Origin of the sequence: Pseudomonas sp. PDM14, assembly GCF_014851905.1 — a bacterium.
GTDB lineage: Bacteria > Pseudomonadota > Gammaproteobacteria > Pseudomonadales > Pseudomonadaceae > Aquipseudomonas.
The window spans coordinates 355,584-373,075 of sequence record NZ_JACVAQ010000001.1; the positions used below are offsets into that span (position 1 = coordinate 355,584).

16 protein-coding genes and 1 pseudogene are annotated in these 17,492 nt (G+C 65.3%); 8 read left to right on the forward strand and 9 right to left on the reverse strand.

Annotated elements, in window-relative coordinates:
• Window position 1 precedes the first annotated feature (1 nt).
• The 5 genes and pseudogenes from IB229_RS01550 (at window position 2) to IB229_RS01565 (ending at window position 4,627) form a co-directional block, all read left to right on the forward strand.
• A complete protein-coding gene (locus tag IB229_RS01550) occupies window positions 2-691 on the forward strand; it encodes a crotonase/enoyl-CoA hydratase family protein (RefSeq protein WP_192324282.1) in 690 nt (229 codons plus the stop codon).
• A 174-nt stretch (window positions 692-865) separates the two neighbouring features.
• Window positions 866-1,891, forward strand: a pseudogene (locus IB229_RS22150) (cache domain-containing protein); the annotation flags it as partial.
• Between the two features lie 30 nt (window positions 1,892-1,921).
• On the forward strand, window positions 1,922-2,749 hold the full coding sequence (locus tag IB229_RS22155) for a methyl-accepting chemotaxis protein (RefSeq protein WP_412547780.1): 828 nt from the start codon (window positions 1,922-1,924) through the stop codon (window positions 2,747-2,749).
• A 113-nt stretch (window positions 2,750-2,862) separates the two neighbouring features.
• The gene (locus tag IB229_RS01560) at window positions 2,863-3,585 is read left to right on the forward strand and encodes a 1-acylglycerol-3-phosphate O-acyltransferase (protein ID WP_192324286.1); all 723 of its coding nucleotides are present in this window, start codon (window positions 2,863-2,865) and stop codon (window positions 3,583-3,585) included.
• A gap of 70 nt (window positions 3,586-3,655) precedes the next feature.
• Window positions 3,656-4,627 carry a magnesium and cobalt transport protein CorA gene (locus tag IB229_RS01565; RefSeq protein WP_192324288.1) on the forward strand — a complete coding sequence of 324 codons (972 nt, stop codon included), beginning with the start codon at window positions 3,656-3,658 and terminating at the stop codon, window positions 4,625-4,627.
• A gap of 236 nt (window positions 4,628-4,863) precedes the next feature.
• On the opposite strand, the gene IB229_RS01570 is transcribed toward IB229_RS01565, so the two are convergent.
• Window positions 4,864-5,595 carry an amidotransferase gene (locus IB229_RS01570; RefSeq protein WP_192324290.1) on the reverse strand — a complete coding sequence of 244 codons (732 nt, stop codon included), beginning with the start codon at window positions 5,593-5,595 and terminating at the stop codon, window positions 4,864-4,866.
• 212 nt (window positions 5,596-5,807) lie between these two features.
• Between IB229_RS01570 and IB229_RS22005 the strand changes: the two genes are divergently transcribed.
• Both IB229_RS22005 and ptrC read left to right on the forward strand, forming a co-directional pair.
• Window positions 5,808-5,942 (forward strand): hypothetical protein, encoded by a 135-nt coding sequence (locus IB229_RS22005; RefSeq protein WP_263864149.1) that lies wholly within the window; start codon window positions 5,808-5,810, stop codon window positions 5,940-5,942.
• Window positions 5,943-5,970: 28 nt separating this feature from the next.
• Entirely contained in the window at window positions 5,971-6,180 is a 210-nt protein-coding gene (ptrC, locus tag IB229_RS01575; protein WP_192324292.1) for a type III secretion system co-regulatory protein PtrC, read from the forward strand.
• Window positions 6,181-6,192: 12 nt separating this feature from the next.
• On the opposite strand, the gene IB229_RS01580 is transcribed toward ptrC, so the two are convergent.
• From IB229_RS01580 to IB229_RS01590, 3 genes are all read right to left on the reverse strand, one after another.
• Window positions 6,193-6,933, reverse strand: coding sequence for a substrate-binding periplasmic protein (locus IB229_RS01580; RefSeq protein WP_192324294.1), 741 nt, complete (start codon window positions 6,931-6,933; stop codon window positions 6,193-6,195).
• Window positions 6,934-7,126: 193 nt separating this feature from the next.
• Complete coding sequence (locus IB229_RS01585) at window positions 7,127-9,271, reverse strand: 3-hydroxyacyl-CoA dehydrogenase NAD-binding domain-containing protein (protein WP_192324296.1); 2,145 nt, start codon at window positions 9,269-9,271, stop codon at window positions 7,127-7,129.
• Between the two features lie 158 nt (window positions 9,272-9,429).
• Window positions 9,430-10,635: an acetyl-CoA C-acetyltransferase gene (locus IB229_RS01590; RefSeq protein ID WP_192324298.1), complete on the reverse strand. Its 1,206-nt coding sequence runs from the start codon at window positions 10,633-10,635 to the stop codon at window positions 9,430-9,432.
• Between the two features lie 621 nt (window positions 10,636-11,256).
• Between IB229_RS01590 and IB229_RS01595 the strand changes: the two genes are divergently transcribed.
• Complete coding sequence (locus IB229_RS01595) at window positions 11,257-12,081, forward strand: c-type cytochrome (protein WP_192324301.1); 825 nt, start codon at window positions 11,257-11,259, stop codon at window positions 12,079-12,081.
• 296 nt (window positions 12,082-12,377) lie between these two features.
• Here the strand turns inward: IB229_RS01595 and IB229_RS01600 are convergent, their stop codons facing one another.
• The 5 genes from IB229_RS01600 to IB229_RS01620 all read right to left on the reverse strand — a co-directional run bounded on the left by IB229_RS01600 (window position 12,378) and on the right by IB229_RS01620 (window position 17,371).
• Window positions 12,378-13,109 carry a proteasome-type protease gene (locus tag IB229_RS01600; protein WP_192324303.1) on the reverse strand — a complete coding sequence of 244 codons (732 nt, stop codon included), beginning with the start codon at window positions 13,107-13,109 and terminating at the stop codon, window positions 12,378-12,380.
• Between the two features lie 121 nt (window positions 13,110-13,230).
• On the reverse strand, window positions 13,231-14,028 hold the full coding sequence (locus IB229_RS01605; protein ID WP_192324305.1) for a transglutaminase family protein: 798 nt from the start codon (window positions 14,026-14,028) through the stop codon (window positions 13,231-13,233).
• Window positions 14,025-14,975 carry an alpha-E domain-containing protein gene (locus IB229_RS01610; protein WP_192324307.1) on the reverse strand — a complete coding sequence of 317 codons (951 nt, stop codon included), beginning with the start codon at window positions 14,973-14,975 and terminating at the stop codon, window positions 14,025-14,027. The genes IB229_RS01605 and IB229_RS01610 overlap by 4 nt, the downstream gene beginning before the upstream one ends.
• A 12-nt stretch (window positions 14,976-14,987) precedes the next feature.
• Complete coding sequence (locus tag IB229_RS01615; protein WP_192324309.1) at window positions 14,988-16,397, reverse strand: circularly permuted type 2 ATP-grasp protein; 1,410 nt, start codon at window positions 16,395-16,397, stop codon at window positions 14,988-14,990.
• Window positions 16,398-16,627: 230 nt separating this feature from the next.
• Complete coding sequence (locus tag IB229_RS01620) at window positions 16,628-17,371, reverse strand: type 1 glutamine amidotransferase (RefSeq protein ID WP_192324311.1); 744 nt, start codon at window positions 17,369-17,371, stop codon at window positions 16,628-16,630.
• Window positions 17,372-17,492: the final 121 nt, after the last annotated feature.

The following is a 17,492-nucleotide window of genomic DNA, read 5'->3' on the forward strand; positions in this document are numbered from 1 at the left end:
CATGAGCGACCTGATCAGCTATCAACTCGAAGACGGCATCGCCACCCTGACCCTCAACAACGGCAAGGTGAACGCCATCTCCCCGGACATGATCGCCGCGTTCAACGCCGCGCTGGATCAGGCCGTGCAGGACCGCGCCATCGTCATCATCACCGGCCAGCCGGGCATTCTCTCCGGTGGCTACGACCTCAAGGTGATGACCTCCAGCCCGCAAAACGCCGTGGCCCTGGTCACCGCGGGTTCCACCCTGGCGCACCGCATGCTCTCGCATCCCTACCCGATCATCGTCGCCTGTCCGGGCCATGCGATTGCCAAGGGCGCGTTCATCCTGCTGTCGGCCGACTACCGCATCGGCGTCGAAGGCCCGTTCAACATTGGCCTTAACGAAGTGCTGATCGGCATGACCATGCACCACGCCGGCATCGAGCTGGCCCGTGATCGCCTGCGCAAGGCAGCGTTCCACCGCTCGGTGATCAATGGCGAGCTGTTCGACCCGCAAGGCGCGGTCGATGCCGGCTTCCTCGACAAGGTGGTACCGGCCGAGCAACTGCTGCCGACCGCCCTGGCCGTTGCCCAGCAGATGAAGAAGATCAACATGACTGCGCACAAGAACACCAAGCTGAAGGTGCGCAAGGGCCTGCTGGACACCCTGGCCAACGCCATCGAGCTGGATCAGCAACACCTCGGCTAAGCCACCTGCAAAGCCCCTGAAACCCGGCCCTGTGCCGGGTTTCGTGTTTTATGGCGAAATGATGGCCAAGCCCATGGGCAATTGCCGTGGCCTGTATTACTTTTACAGCTATCGCCAGGGCATGGACGTATGGCGCTCCCGTGGTTTTAACGTGGTCGCGTCAGGAGCCATCCCATGAAAATTGCCCACAAGGTCGGTATCGCGGCGGCTGCCGTTCTGTTCCTGACCACCAGCCTGCTATCCCTCGCCCAGGTCAGCCAGGTGCGCAGCACCTTGCGCAGCCAGGTCGAATCGAGCATCTCCGAATCCAGCAACGCCCTCGCCCGCCAGATCGAGAACTGGCTGAACGCCAAGCTGCGCCTGATGGACCTGATGGCGCAGAGCATCGACAGCGACTACAGCCCCGAAGCCACTCAGCGCGTCATCGACTCGCCGATGCTGAAGAACGAATTCATCTTGGTGTTCGGCGCGCTGCAGGCCGACGGCAAGCCGATCAAGAACGACCCCAGCTGGCAACCCAAGGCCGACTGGGACGGCCGCCAGCGCCCCTGGTACGACACCGGCAAAGGCAGCAACCAGGCACTGCTCACCGAGCCCTATGTCGATTCCACTACCGGTGAAATCCTCATTTCCGCCGTGGCCAAGCTCAGCAACGCCGGGGAGTTCCTTGGCGTGTTCGGCGGCGACATCCGCCTGAAGACTGTCGCCGATGCGGTCAATACCCTGGACTTCAACGGCGCCGGCTATGCCTTCCTTCTCAGCCGCAGCGGCAACATCATTTCCCACCCCGACACCGCGCTCAACGGCAAGCCCTACAGCAGCCTGTTCGATGGCAAGAACCCGGCACTGAACAAGGACCTGCAGGAGCTCAGCGGCGACGGTAAGGACCTGCTCGTGTCCTTCACCCCGCTGCCCAACCTGCAGGGCATGGACTGGTACATCGGCGTGGTGCTGGACAAGAGCATCGTCATGGCCGAGGCCAATGCCCTGAGCTGGCGCGCGGTGATCGGCACCGTGCTTGGCGTGGTGATCAGCCTGATCGCCCTGGGCATGCTGATGGGCAAGCTGCTCAAGCCGCTTGACCACCTGCACGCCTCGCTGCGCGAGATCAACAGCGGCCAGGGCGACCTGACGCGCCGCCTGCCGGCCACCGGCAACGACGAAATCGCCGAGGTGTCGCGCGAATTCAACAGTTTCCTGCAGAGCCTGCAGACGCTGATCAGCGACGTGATGGGCAGTTCGCGCCAGGTACGCGAAAGCACCACCGCCACCTCCGGCGAAGCCAACCAGGCGGCCAATCGCCTGCAGGAGCAGCTGCAGGAACTCGACCAGCTTGCCACCGCCATGCAGGAAATGGCCTCCACCGCCGAGGAAGTGGCGCGCAACGCCCAGGCCGCGGCCCAGGCTGCCATCGCCGCCAACGAGGAAACCGAGAGTGGCGTGCGCGTGGTGTCGCAGTCGACCACGGCGATCAAGCGCCTGGCCGACGAAATGGACGACACCAGCCACGCGATCAACGAACTGGCCAAGCTCAGCCACAGCATCGAGTCGATCCTGTCGGTGATCACCAGCATCGCCGACCAGACCAACCTGCTCGCCCTCAACGCGGCCATCGAGGCGGCGCGTGCCGGGGAGTCCGGCCGGGGTTTTGCCGTGGTCGCCGACGAGGTGCGCTCGCTGGCCTCGCGCACCCAGCAGTCGACCCAGGAAATCCGCCAGATGATCGACCAGCTGCAAACCGGCGTGCGCCAGGCCGAAGCGCGCATGCAGCAGAGCCGCGACACCGCGAGCAAGACCGCCGACGAGGCCAGCGCGGCCAACGACATGCTCGGGCGCATCCGCGAGGCGATCACCCGCATCAACGACATGAACCTGCAGATCGCTACCGCTGCCGAGGAGCAGAGCGCGACCACCGAGGAGATCAACCGCAACACCACCAACATCCGCGATATCAGCCATGAAGTGGCCGGCGGCGCCGAGCAGCAGGTGCGCCAGTGCGCGGTGATGGTCGAGCAGGTCGGCGAACAGGATCGCCTGCTCGGGCGCTTCCGCGTCTAACGCCGGCCAACGCGCTGGAAATGCGCGGTAATAACCTCTGATCGAGGTCAATTGCCGAAAGCAGTGTACGCCCGTACACTGCGCGCCTTTTTGTCTGCCAGCAGGCCCTACCGATGCTCTTCCTCGCGCGCATGTTGTTGATGGGTGTGCACTTCATCATCGCCGGAACCCTGGGCCTGTTGCTCGGCCTGTTCCGCCCCTTCAACCCCGACAACAGCCGCCTGTGTGCGCGCCTGTATTCGCTGCCGGCGCTGTGCATGCTGCGCCTGCGGGTGAAGACCGAAGTGCAGAGCCTGTTCGGCCAACAGCAGTCCTGCGTGGTCATTGCCAACCACCAATCCAACTACGACCTCTACGTGCTCGGCCGCGTGGTGCCGCCGCGCACCGTGAGCATCGGCAAGAAGAGCCTCAAGTGGGTGCCGTTCTTCGGCCAGCTGTACTGGCTCGCCGGCAACGTGCTGATCGACCGCGGCAACGCCTTCAAGGCCAAGCAGGCGATGCTTACCACCACTGACACGCTGCGCCACAAGAACACCTCGATCTGGGTCTTCCCGGAAGGCACGCGCAACCTCGGTGAGGGCCTGCTGCCGTTCAAGAAAGGCGCTTTCCAGATGGCCATCGCCGCCGGTGTGCCGATCGTCCCGGTGTGCGTCAGCACCTACGCCAAGCGCCTGCGCATCAACAGCTGGACCAGCGGACGCATCATGATCCGCTCGCTGCCGGCGATCCCCACCCTGGGCTTGACCCTCGACGACCTGCCAGAGCTGATGGCGCGCTGCCAGACGCTGATGCAACAGACCATCGGCCAACTCGACGAGCAACTCGCCAAGGCCTGACGGGGCGGGCTTCACTGCAGCGGCGAGTGGCCTGGGTTAAGCTGCGCCATCGCCATGCAGAGGAATGCCAATGGATAACGTCGTTGCCGCCGCGGCCTACCACAAGGGCCTGAAAGTCGCCGATATCCGCCCGGAAGACGGCAAGGAGTGGGCGGCCAGGCCCGAGCACTTCGTCTGGATCGGCCTGCACGACCCCGGCAGCGCCGAACTGACCTGCCTGCAGCAGCAGTTCAACCTGCACGAGCTGGCGATGGAAGACGCCATCGCCCAGCACACCCGCCCCAAGCTGGAAACCTTCGGCGACGCGCTGTTCATGGTGCTCTACTCGCCGACCCGGGAAAGCGGACGGCTGGAGTTCGTCGAGACTCAGCTGTTCGCCGGCAAGGGCTACGTGATCAGCGCCCGCTACGGCAACTCCGCCTCCTACTCCATCGTACGCAAGCGCTGCGAGGCGCGACCGTTGCTGCTGGAGCACGGCGAGGACTTCGTGCTCTACGCCCTGCTCAACTTCGTCACGGAGAACTACCGGCCGCTGATGGACAGCATCCACGCCGAGCTGGAGGACCTGGAACAGACCGTGCTCAACCGCCCGTTGACCCAGGAAGACGTCGAGCGCATCCACTGCCTGCGCCGCGACCTGCTGCGCCTGCGTCGGAACATCGCGCCGATGGCGGAAATCTGCCAGGAACTGCAGCAGCTCGACTTCCCCTTCATCGACAAACACATGCGCCCGTACTTTCGCGACATCGCGATCCACGTCAACCGCCTGCTGGAAGACCTCACCGGCCTGCGCGAAATGGCCGACCACGCCATCGAGATCGGCTTGCTGCTGGAGTCATCGCGACAGAGCCTGACCCAGCGCAAGTTCGCCGCCTGGGCCGCGATCCTGGCCTTCCCCACCGCGGTGGCGGGCATCTACGGGATGAATTTCCAGAACATGCCCGAGCTGACCTGGCACTACGGCTATTTTGGCGTGCTGGGGATCATCGGCGTCGGCTGCGTCGGCCTGTACGGCAACTTCAAGCGTATGGGCTGGCTGTAGGGGCAAAAGCGCCTACATAGGCGGGCGATTTGCGGTGTGCGGCGCACCCTACGTGGTTGGGGCAGGCTCTGATCGTTCCCACGCTCCGCGTGGGAATGCAGCCCTCGACGCTCCAGCGTCCATGCGTGGGCTTGTGCGGGCAGGCAGGTCTGTGACGCGAAGCGTCACCGCAGGGGTTCCCACGCAGAGCGTGGGAACCATCGACAATAAAGAGCGCCCCTCTCCCACCCCACACGTCAGGCCGCTGGCAGGCCCTGCTTGCCGTGGGCGACGAAACGCATCATCCACTCGGCCACCGTGGTGCCCTGGTGATCGCTCTCCAGGCTGGCAACAGCCTTGAGGTAGCTCGGCTCGCCGATGCAGGCCTGACGGATGTCGAGCAGCGCGCGCGAGTAGTCGTGGATGAACTCGGGGTGGCCCTGGAAGCACAGCACCTGGTCGTCGATGCAGTAGGCAGCGATCGGGCAGAACGGGCTGGACGCCAGCAGCGTGGCCTTCTCCGGCAGCGCGGTGACCTGATCCTGGTGGCTGATCAGCAGGGTCAGTTCCTGCAGCGACGGGCTCATCCACTGCGGCTGGTGCTTGACCTCGTAGCGGTGGATACCCACCCCCCAGCCCTGGCTGGCACGCTCGGTACGACCGCCGAACAGCAGCGCCAGCAGCTGGTGACCGAAACACACGCCGAGCAACTTGTCGCCGTTCTCGTAGCGCGCCAACAGGTAGGTCTTGAGCGTCTGGATCCAGGCATCCGGGCCAAAGGAGTCGGCCTTGCTGCCGGTCACCAGATAGGCGTCGTAGCGCTCGTCATCCGCCGGGTAATCACCCTGCATCACGTTGTACACGGTGAACACGGCAGGAATCGGCTGACGCTCGAACAGGCGCTCGAACATGCGACCGTAGCCCTGATACTGCTCGATCAGTTCGGGGCGCAGGACATCGGTTTCCAGAATGCAGATACGCAAGGACATGGGGCGGACTACCTGAAGCGGGTGTGGGTGGTACTGCTGCCAAGCCTGCCCCGAATCACCCCGTCAGCGCAACCGCAGCTCGACAGGCAGAACGCCTGGCACGCGGCCCATCAGCGCCATCGATACTCACCATGAGTGCCATTCACTTCTGTTGATGCGCCGACTCGTCAATCATGCAGCCGTCCCCACTCACTGATCGAAAGGAATGCGCCATGAACAAGTTCTCCGCCATCGCCAGCCTGATCGCCGTTTCCGCCTTCGCCAGCCCGTATGCCCGCGAACCGCGCCGCAACGCCGAACCGCACTCGGCCGCCGCCAAGGCTGCCCGCAGCGCCAACCAGAAATAACCTGCCCCGCGTAATCGAGGAGCCCGCCATGACCATCACCGACATCTTCGCCAACACCAGCACCTACGGCGTGACCTATGCCAGCCTCGATGAATCGGGCCTGCACTTCGAGTCCGAAGCCACCGTGCACCTGGAAGACGGCACCCTGCTGACCCTGCGCATGCCCACTCGCCAGGCCGAAAAGATGCAGATTCATGATGTGGTCTGCGTGCAGAACGGCTGGTGCCTGGCGGCTTGAGCCGAGCAGGCGTCAGCGCACCAGCACCTGCGCCGCCAGGGCGTCCCCCAGGTAGCGGCTGAGAATGCGTTGCCAACTGCCATCGGCCTTCATTTGCGCGAAGGTGCGCTGCATTTCCGCCTGAATGGCGGGTGCATCCTTGAGCAGCGAGCTACCGGCGATGTAACTGCGCGACACGCTGATCGGCTTGCCCTGCCGCATGGAATCCGCCGGGTACTGCAGGCGATGCCACAGGTAGCCCACGCGCAAATCGATCTCGTACCAAGCCTGCACCCGACCGCTGTGCAGCATGCGCGCGGCCTGTTCCGGGTCGGTCACCTCCACCACCACCTGCCCCGGCTGCTTCAGCGCCAGCAGTTCCTGCGCCCGCGGCGTGCCGCCCATCACCACCACCGGACCATCGCGCAAGGCATCGGCCAAGGTGTCGTAGGTCTTGTCACGGCTCACCAGTACGTAGGCGGTCGGCAGCACGTCGAGCAGCCAGACCAGCGCCTCTTCGCGCTCGGGAATGCGCCCGATGTTCAGCACGATGCCCTGCGGGTCGGTTGCCACCGTCACCTGCACGCGTTTCCACGGCACGCTCTGGTAACGGCATTCGCGCTGCAGGCGCACGCAGATCGCCTGCATCAGTTCGCCGAACAGGCCGTGGTTGCCGACCTTGTCGTCGGCATGCGGCATCTGCCCCTGACCGACATAGATGTTCAGGGGCTCAGCCGCGCCCACTGCGCCTGCGCACAGCAACCAGGTCGCCATACCAGCCGCCTGCAACCAGAGCCAACTCTCGGGTCTGCGCACACTCACTCCCTATTCCCAGTGCATCACAGCATGGCAGCACAAGCCTGCCACGGCCAATGGCCCGGCGCCAAGCCGCGTGACGTGCTGACGATTGCGCGCATAAAAAAACCGGCCCTGGGGCCGGTTCTTCATTCACTCACCGCGTTGTCACTCAGAACTGCTCGCCCTTCGCGGCCTTCTCCAGCAGCAGCGCTGGCGGCTCGAAGCGCTCGCCATACTGCTCGGCGAGGTAGCGCGCGCGGGCAACGAAATCCTGCACGCCGTACTGGTTGATGAACTGCAGCGCCCCGCCGGTCCAGGCGGCGAAACCGATGCCGAAGATCGAGCCGACGTTGGCGTCGGCCACCGACTTGAGCACGCCCTCCTCCACGCAGCGCACGGTCTCGATGGCCTGGATGAACAGGATGCGATCACGCACGTCGACCTGGGCGATCTGCGCATCGGCCTTCTCGAAGCGCGCCTTGAGCTGCGGCCACAGGTGTTTCTTGCCGCCTGCGGGGTAATCGTAGAAGCCGCCACCGGCGGCCTTGCCCGGACGCTTGTACTCCTTGAGCATCAGGTCGATCACCGCGAATGCCGGGTGCTGTGCAATCGACTTACCCTCGGCGGCCAGGTCGGCAACGGTCTGCTGGCGGATGTGCTCCATCAGGCTCATCGACACCTCGTCGCTGATCGCCAGCGGGCCGACCGGCATGCCGGCCTTGCGCGCCTCGGTCTCGATCATCGCCGCGCTCACGCCCTCGCCGAGCATGGCGATGCCTTCGTTGGTGAAAGTGCCGAACACCCGCGAGGTGAAGAAGCCGCGGCTGTCCTCGACCACGATCGGCGTTTTCTTGATCTGCAGCACATAGTCGAAGCCACGGGCCAGGGTCTCGTCGCTGGTCTTGGCGCCACGGATGATTTCCACCAGCGGCATCTTGTCGACCGGGCTGAAGAAGTGCAGGCCGATGAATTTGTCCTGCTTCTGCACCGCAGTGGCCAGGCCGGTGATCGGCAGGGTCGAGGTGTTGGAGGCGATCACCGCGTCACTCAGCGCGGCGCTTTCGGCTGCTGCGGTAACCTTGGCCTTGAGGCCACGGTCCTCGAACACCGCCTCGATGATCAGGTCGCAACCGGCGAAGTCGGCATCGCTGACAGTCGGCTTGATCAGGGCAAGAAAGGCCTCGCGCTTCTCGGCGCTCATCTGCCCACGGCTGACCTTCTTGTCGAGCAGCGCAGCGGAGTAGGCCTTGCCCTTCTCCGCCGCCTCGATGGACACATCTTTCAGCACCACTTCGATGCCGGCCGCCGCCGACACATAGGCGATGCCCGCGCCCATCATGCCGGCGCCGAGCACACCGACCTTCTTCGTCACGTACGGCGCGAAGCCCTTGGGCCGCGAGCTGCCGGCGTTGATCTCGTTGAGCTGGAACCAGAAGGTGCCGATCATGTTCTTCGCCACCTGGCCGGTGACCAGCTCGGTGAAGTAGCGTGCCTCGATGATCTGCGCGGTGTCGAAGTCGACCTGAGCGCCCTCGACGGCGGCGCACATGATCTTCTCCGGCGCCGGGAAGCAGCCCTTGGTCTTGTCACGCAGCACGCTCGGGGCGATGGCCAGCATCTGCGCCACGGCCGGGGTGCTCGGGGTGCCATCGGGAATCTTGTAACCCTTCACATCCCAGGGCTGCACGGCAGCCGGGTTGGCAACGATCCAGGCGCGGGCCTTGCTCAGCATCTCCTCCGGAGTGGCGGCGATATCGTGGATCAGGCCGGCCTTGAGCGCGGCGTCCGGGCGCACCTTCTTGCCTTCGGCCAGGTACGGCAGCGCTTTCTCCAGACCGAGGATGCGCACCATGCGCACTACCCCACCACCGCCCGGCAGCAGGCCGAGGGTCACTTCCGGAAGGCCCAGCTGCACGCTGGAGCTGTCCAGGGCGATGCGGTGGTGGCAGGCCAGGCAGATTTCCCAGCCGCCGCCCAGCGCGGCGCCGTTGATCGCAGCCACCACCGGCTTGCCCAGGGTCTCCAGGCGGCGCAGCTGGCCCTTGATGTTGAGGATCATGTCGTAGAACGGTTTGGCGTCGGCCTTGCTGACCTTGACCAGCTCGTTGAGATCGCCGCCAGCGAAGAAGGTCTTCTTCGCCGAAGTGACGATCACACCGGCGATGGAGTCCTTCTCGGCCTCCAGGCGCGCGACGATCTGGCCCATGGCCTCGCGGTAGACCCCGTTCATGGTATTGGCGCTCTGGCCGGGCATGTCGATGGTCAGAACGACGATATTGTCCTGGCCCTTTTCGTAACGGATGGCGTCAGTCATTTTTCATTCCTCAGCTTCGAGGAGCGATTCAGCCGCGTCGCGAGCGAAGGTCTGGCTAGGCGGAATTTGGCGAAGAAGCGCAGTTTGCTGGAGCAAATGAGCATTCTGAGCCGGATTCCAACAACGCCAGGCCGAGCGCAGCAGCGGCTGGACGCTCATCAGATTCGTTCGATGATGGTCGCGATGCCCATGCCGCCGCCGACACAGAGGGTGGCCAGGCCGTAGCGCAGATCGCGCTTCTCCAGCTCGTCGAGCAGGGTGCCGAGGATCGCGCAACCGGTAGCGCCCAGCGGATGGCCCATGGCGATGGAACCGCCGTTGACGTTGACCTTGTCCTCGCTCACGCCCATGTCCGCCATGAACTTCATCACCACCGAGGCAAACGCCTCGTTGACCTCGAACAGGTCGATGTCTTCCACGCTCAGGCCGGCCTTGGCCAGGGCCTTGCGCGTGGCCGGCGCCGGGCCGGTGAGCATGATGGTCGGGTCGGTACTGGTTACGGCCGTGGCGATGATGCGCGCACGCGGCTTCAAGCCCAGTTCCTTGCCCTTGGCTTCGCTGCCGATCAGCATCAGCGCGGCGCCATCGACTATCCCTGAGCTGTTGCCCGGCGTGTGCACGTGCTCGATGCGCTCGACATGGCTATAGACGCGCAGAGCGGTGGAGTCGAAGCCCATCTGGCCCATCATCTCGAAGCTCGGCTTGAGCTTGCCCAGGCCGTCGAGGGTCGAGTCGCCACGGACGAACTCGTCGTGGTCGAGGATGACGATGCCGTTCTGATCGGTGACCGGGATCAGCGATTTGGCGAACGAACCGTCGGCGCTGGCGCGGGCGGCCTTCTGCTGTGAACGCAGGGCGTAGCTGTCGACGTCGCTGCGGCTGAAGCCTTCGAGGGTGGCGATCAGGTCGGCGCCGATGCCCTGCGGGGTGAAGTGGGTGTGCATGTTGGTTTCCGGGTCCATCACCCAGGCACCGCCGTCGGAGCCCATCGGTACGCGTGACATGGACTCCACGCCGCCGACCACCACCAGGTCCTCGTAGCCGGAGCGCACCTTCATCGCGCCCAGGTTGACCGCCTCCAGGCCCGAGGCACAGAAGCGGTTGACCTGTACGCCCGATACGCTGACGTCCCAGTCGGCAGCCATCACCGCGGTCTTGGCGATGTCCGCGCCCTGGTCGCCTACCGGCGTCACGCAGCCGAGCACGACGTCGTCGACCTGACGGGTATCCAGGCCATTGCGCTGTTGCAGTGCGCGCAGCAGGCCGGCCAACAGGCTGACGGGCTTGACGCTGTGCAGCGCGCCGTCCTTCTTGCCCTTGCCGCGCGGGGTGCGCACAGCGTCGAAAATGAATGCTTCGGTCATGACGTCCTCGGTAACTGGCAGCGGCACTGGAGGCCGGGTGGCATAACCATAGTCGTCCGGGTGGTGGACTCAATGACCGATGCGCTCAGGGCCATTGACCGTTCGGCTCAGACAGGCGGTCATCCACCGCCTCCACCCTGCGCCCGAGGCCGCGAGCTGTCTGGCTCAGGGGCTGGGCGCGCATTCGATGATAACCGCAATAACCACAGGCACGGGTCTCTGGCGTGCTAGAAACCAAGTCGTCTAAGCCAGGCGCCACGCGGCCCCTAGAGTGATACATGCAAGGTGCCGCCGCCGGGTTTTGCCGGGGCGGCTTTTTTGTCCGCGCAGGTGCGCGACCGCTTCGTGCCAGGCAGTCAGCGCACGCACGGCCAGCCGCCAACAAGAACAAAAGGCAACGCCGTCATGTTCAAACAAACGAAATACCGCCAGGCCAGCCTGATCGTGCTGGCCACCACCGTCATCCTGATCCTGCCCAACGTCTTTCCGCTGTTTCGTTGAGCCCCGCCACTCGCCGCTGCGTGCCGCCTTCGGGCGGTTGGCGCAGTGCCAACCCCACGCTCCGAACGCCGCTTCTTTTGTGCTAGGTTGCCGCTCGCCCTTCCCTGGAAGCCGCTGACCATGCGCCGCCTGCTCACCGCCCTCGCCTTCGTCCTGTGCCCCATTGCGTCGCTGTGCGCCGCCGACCTGGTGCTCGAGCTGCCAGGTGGTACGCGCACCTGGAGCAGCGCCGAGTTGCTCGCCCACCCACAGGCGCAGGACATCCACATCGACGCCGACGTCGCCTACAAGCGCGGCATGGACTACCGCGCCGTACCGCTGGCGGCGCTGCTGCAAGGCATCGAAGCGGGCGATCACCTGCAGGCGGTGGCGCTGGATGGTTTCGCTGCCGAACTGCCGGCGGCGCCCCTGCTGTCACGCCACGGCGCACGCGCCTGGCTGGCGGTGGAAGATCCGGCGCGGCCCTGGCCGAAACTGGGCAGCAAGCCCGGTGCCGGGCCGTTCTACCTCGTGTGGGAAAATCCGCAGGCGGCGCAGATCGGCCCCGAGCAGTGGCCATTTCAGATCGAGCGGATCAGGCGCCTGGCGCCGCTGGCCAAGCGCTTTCCGGCGCTGTTGCCGGCCGCAGCGGCAAGTGCGGAGGTACAGGCCGGTTTCGCCCAGTTCCAGAAAAACTGCCTGGCCTGCCACCGCCTGAATGGCGCCGGCGACTCGCAGTTCGGCCCGGACCTCAACCTGCCGCACAATCCCACCGAATACCTAGCCGGCGATTTTCTGCGCCAGTACATCCGCGACCCGCAGAGCCTGCGGCACTGGCCACAGGGGCGCATGCCCGCCTTCTCGCGTGAAGTGCTGAGTGACCAGGCGCTGGAGCAGCTGCTCGCCTACCTGCGCCATATGGCGACGCGCAAGGCGCGTGAGAACGCCAACGCAGCAAGACCATGACTGATCGTTCCCCCGCTCCGCGAGGGGATACAGCGGTTGACGCTCCCGTGTTCGTTCGCTGACTTGTACGGGCTGGCGGATCTGCGACGCGGAGCATCGCAGGAAGGGTCCCCACGCGGAGCGCGGGGACCATCGATGACTGATCGTTTGATCGTTCCCACGCTCCGCGCGGAAACGCAGCCGTTGACGCTCCTGCGTCCACCCGCTGGTCTGCGCGGGCCGGCAGGTCTGTGACGCGGAGCGTCACGGGAGGGTTACCACACCCTCAGCGTCTACCGACACTAGGGCAACGAAAGCTAGTCCCAGTAATCCTCAGGCGGCGCCGGCAATTCGCCGAGCAGCTGGCGCAGGCCACCGCCCCACTGCTGGCGGATTTCTTCGAAGTACGGGTCGCCTTCCTGCACGCGGAAGCCCTGGGGAATCTCCAGGCTGTCGGCCTTGTACACCATCAGGTCCAGCGGCATGCCCACCGAGACGTTGCTGCGGATGGTCGAGTCGAAGGAGATCAGCGCACAGCGCAGCGCCTGTGACAGTGGCGTCTCACGGCTCAGGGCGCGATCGAGGATCGGCTTGCCGTACTTGCTCTCGCCGATCTGGAAGAACGGCGTGTCGTCGGTGGAGACGATGAAGTTGCCCTGCGGATAAAGGTTGTACAGCTGCGGCGGCTCGCCACGGATCTGCCCGCCGATCAGGAACGAGCAACTGAGGTCGATGTCCTGGGTGTGCGGGGTGCTGTCGCGGTCGAGCACTTCGCGCAAGGTCGCACCGACCAGCGCGGCAGCGTCGAACAGGGTCGAGACGTTGTGCAGGTTGACACCGTTGCCACCAAAGCGATGCCGCAGTAGGCCGATCACCGATTGCGAGGTGGCCAGGTTGCCGGCGGTCTGCAGCACGATCAGGCGCTCGCCGGGAATACCGAATACGTGCAGTTTGCTGAAGATGGCGATGTGGTCGATGCCGGCGTTGGTGCGGGTATCGGAAACGAACACCAGGCCCTCGGCCAGGTTGAGGGCTACGCAGTAGGTCATGCTTCACCTGTCGGTCATGGATGTGCGGCGAGTGCAGCCTGTAGCCCGAAATCAGACCCGCCGGTGCTTTGGATAGGCTGTGTTGCCGATTCGTTCATGCCGGCAACACAGCCCCGCAGCCTTACTGCTGTTGCACCTGCAGCAGGGGCGACACCTTGACCCGCGCATGCATCTGCTCGCCACCACCGCCACGGCGCATGCCACGCACCGGGCAGGCATCGAGGTAGTCGAGACCGACCGCCAGCTTCAGGTGACGCTCGGGGCGTGCCAGCTCGTTGGTCACGTCGAAGCTGTACCAGCCATCGTCCAGCCAGGCTTCGGCCCAGGCATGGCTGGCCAGGTGCCGGTCATCTTCGCTGTACAGGTAGCCCGACACGTAGCGCGCCGGCACACCGAGGCTGCGCGCACAGGCGAGGAAGGCATGGGTGTGGTCCTGGCAGACGCCGGCGCGACCGGTGAAGGCCTCTGCCGCCGTGCTGTCGACCTTGGTCGCCCCGGGCGCGTAGACGATGTGGCCGTGCAGCGCGTGCATCAATTCGATCAGGCAGCTGCGGTCACGGCGATTGCCGCAATGCTCGCGGGCGAACGCCTGCAGCGCGTCGTCGGCCTGGGTCAGCCGGGTGAAGCGCAGGTAGGGATAGGCCGAGCGCTTGTCCGGCTCGAACTCGCTGATCTCGTCGATCTCGACCAGCCCGCGCGCGCCGATCACCAGCGCCTCGTGGGGCTCATCCAGGGTCAGCACATGCAGGATATTGCCGAATGGGTCGCGCTGCGCGCGCACCGGGCGCGGCAGGTCGAGCTGCCAGTTGAGCACGTGCTGACGCACGCTTTCCTGCGGCGTGAGGCGCAGGTACTGGATGCTCGCGCGCACCTGATCGTCGTAGTTGTAGGTGGTGTCGTGACGAATCGAAAGTCTCATACGACCTCCAGGTAGGACGTGTGGATGGAACTGCCCAACTGGCGAACGAGCAGGATGAAATCGGTGAGCCAGACGTGCAGGCCCTCGTCGAGCACTTCGTCGATGCTGGTATAGCGCAGGCGCGCATCCAGCTCGGCGGCCATGCGCTGCGCAGGGCGCCCGTTCTCCCCGGGCAGGCCGGAGAGCATCAGGTTGAGCTCCTCCATGCAGGCGCGCAGCGAACGCGGCACATCGGCACGCAGCAGGAGCATTTCGGAAATCTTGCGGGTGCGCGGCGAGCCGCGGTAGATCTCGGTGAAGGCCTCGAACGAGGACAACGCACGCAGCAGCGCGCTCCACTGGTAGTAGCCGCGGGCGGAGGTGTCGCTGACCGCCTCGGCTTCCTCGCCGAGCATCTCGTAGCGCGCATCGAGCAGGCGCAGGGTGTTGTCGGCACGCTCGATGAAGGTGCCCAGGCGGATGAAGCGATAGGCTTCGCCGCGCATGATGGTGCCGAAGGTGGCCCCGCGGAACAGGTGCGAACGCTCCTTGACCCACTCGCAGAAGCGGCTGATGCCGTAGCGCCCCAGCCCTTGGGCGGCGATGCCGCGCATCTCCAGCCAGGTGGCGTTGATGTTCTCCCACATGTCCGCGGTAATGCGCCCACGCACCGCATGGGCGTTGGTGCGCGCGGCCTGCAGGCAGCAGTAGATGCTGGCCGGGTTGTCCGCATCGAGGGCGAAGAAGTGCAGCATGCGCTCGGCATGCATCTGCCCGTGGCGCTCCAGGTACTCTTCCATGGTGCCGGTGATCAGCAGCGGCATGGCCAGTTCGTCGATGCCATCGCCGCGGCCGTCCTGCGGCATCAGCGACAGCGAATAGCTGACGTCGAGCATCCGTGCGAGGTTTTCGGCACGTTCCAGATAGCGCGACATCCAGTACAGGTCGGAGGCAGTTCTACTCAACATGATGCGCGTTCCTTAATCCTCGACGATCCAGGTGTCCTTGGTCCCGCCGCCTTGCGACGAGTTGACCACCAGCGAGCCTTCGCGCAGTGCCACGCGCGTCAGGCCGCCCGGCACCAGGCGGGTTTCTCGACCGGACAGGACGAACGGGCGCAGGTCGATGTGGCGTGGCGCGATGCCGCTTTCGACGAAGGTCGGGCAGGTCGACAGGCACAGCGTCGGCTGGGCGATGTACGCCTCGGGCTTGGCCTTGAGGCGCGCGCGGAAGGCCTCGATCTCGGCCTTGGTCGCTGCCGGGCCGACCAGCATGCCGTAGCCGCCGGAGCCCTGGGTTTCCTTGACCACCAGCTCGGGCAGGTTGGCCAGCACGTGGGACAGGTCCTCGGGCTTGCGGCACTGCCAGGTCGGCACGTTCTTCAGGATCGGCTCTTCGTCGAGATAAAAACGGATCATGTCGGTGACATAGGGGTAGATCGACTTGTCGTCCGCCACCCCGGTGCCCACCGCGTTGGCCAGCACCACGTTGCCGGAGCGGTACGCGGCCAGCAGGCCGGGCACGCCGAGCATGGAGTCCGGGTTGAACGCTAGCGGGTCGAGGAAGGCGTCGTCCAGGCGGCGGTAGATCACGTCCACCGGCTGCGGGCCGGCAGTGGTGCGCATGTACACGCGGTCGTCGCGCACGAACAGGTCCGCGCCCTCCACCAGCTCCACGCCCATCTCGCGGGCGAGGAAGGCGTGCTCGAAGTAGGCACTGTTGAAGCGGCCCGGCGTCAGCACCACGACGCTGGGGTTGTCCAGCGGGCTGGAGCTTTTCAGTGTGTCGAGCAGCAGGTTCGGGTAGTGGTCGATGGGCGCGATGCGCTGCAGGGCGAACAGCTCGGGGAACAACCGCATCATCATCTTGCGGTCTTCGAGCATGTAGCTCACGCCGCTGGGCGTGCGCAGGTTGTCTTCGAGCACGTAGTAGGTGCCGTCGCCATCGCGTACCAGGTCGACCCCGGCGATGTGCGCGTAGATGTCGCGGTGCAGGTCCAGGCCCTGCATCGCCAGCTGATAGCCCTCGTTGGCCAGCACCTGCTCGGCCGGAATGATCCCGGCGCGGATGATGCGCTGATCGTGATAGAGGTCGGCGAGAAACATGTTCAGCGCCTTGACCCGCTGGATGCAGCCGGCCTCGACGATGCGCCATTCGCTGGCAGGAATGCTCCGCGGAATGGTATCGAAGGGAATCAGCCGCTCGGTGCCCTGCTCATCCCCGTAGAGGGTGAAGGTGATCCCGGCGCGGTGGAACAACAGGTCGGCTTCACGGCGGCGTTGAGCGAGCAGCTCCTCCGGCGTATCGGCCAACCAACGGGCGAATTCCCGGTAGTGCGGGCGGACTATGCCGCTCGCGTCGTACATCTCGTCAAAAAAGGTGCGGGCCATGCCGTACTCCTTGTCACCCCGGACAGCAGAGCTATCGCAAGGCCCGTGCCATAGAAATTACTTCATGCATTTCAATGGCTTGGTTATTCAATCCTTAACATACGCACCAGATCGGGGCGCAGAACGCAGCCCCAAAACAGGTCACGCCCCAATGGGTGGCGCCGCCTGTAACCTGTTCAGACTAGAGGAACCCGGCAAGGGTTCGAGGAATATCTGCTGCCGCCCGGGGCTTAGCCGACGTGTGCCACCGGCTCGCGGTGCTCGGGCTCGCCGAAGGCCAGTTGCAGCCAACGCTCGTAGAACCCCTCCGCCACCCGGTTGAGCGCGGCGACGCGGCTCGACAGGTCGGTGAGCATGGCGCGCGGGCTCTGCTGGCTGGCCTGGGTCTCGTCGAGCAGGTGCGACCAGTCGCGCAACCAGCCCTGCACCAGTTCCTCGCTCATTTCCGGGTGGCCCTGCAGGGCGAGGACCTTGTCACCCCAGGCGAACCCCTGGTTCGGGCACCAAGGGCTGGACAGCAGCCACTCGGCATCGCGTGGCAGGTCGAAGGTGTCGCTGTGCCACTGGAACACCGGGAACTCGTTCGGCACATGGCTCAACCACGGGCTCGGGTTGCCACGGTCGCGGCGGATCAAGGGCTGCCAGCCGGTCTCGGTATAGGGCATGCGGTGCACGGCAGCGCCCAGGGCGCGGGCGATCATCTGCCCGCCCAGGCAATGGCCGATGAGGGGGATGTCGCGGCGGATGAAGTGCTGCAACGCGGCGATCTCCGCGCCGATCCAGGGCAGGTCGTCGTTGACGCTCATCGGCCCGCCCATGACCGCCACGGCCAGCGGCCGGTCGAGGTCGTAACCCTCCAGTTCGCCGAGGTCGCTGCGCAATACGGTGAATGGCAGGTTTTGGGCATCCAGCACCCGGCCCAGGTGGCCGGGGGGACAGTAGTCGATGTGCGTCAGAATCAGAATATCGGTCATGCCTGCTCTCCGCTGTTCGCTTGCCAAGGCAAAGCCCGTGCCGGAACACGGGCTCGCCTGGAAACGGCGAACGATCACAGCGCAGTGCCCGTCATCGACCGTGGCCGGCGGCGGGCTCGCG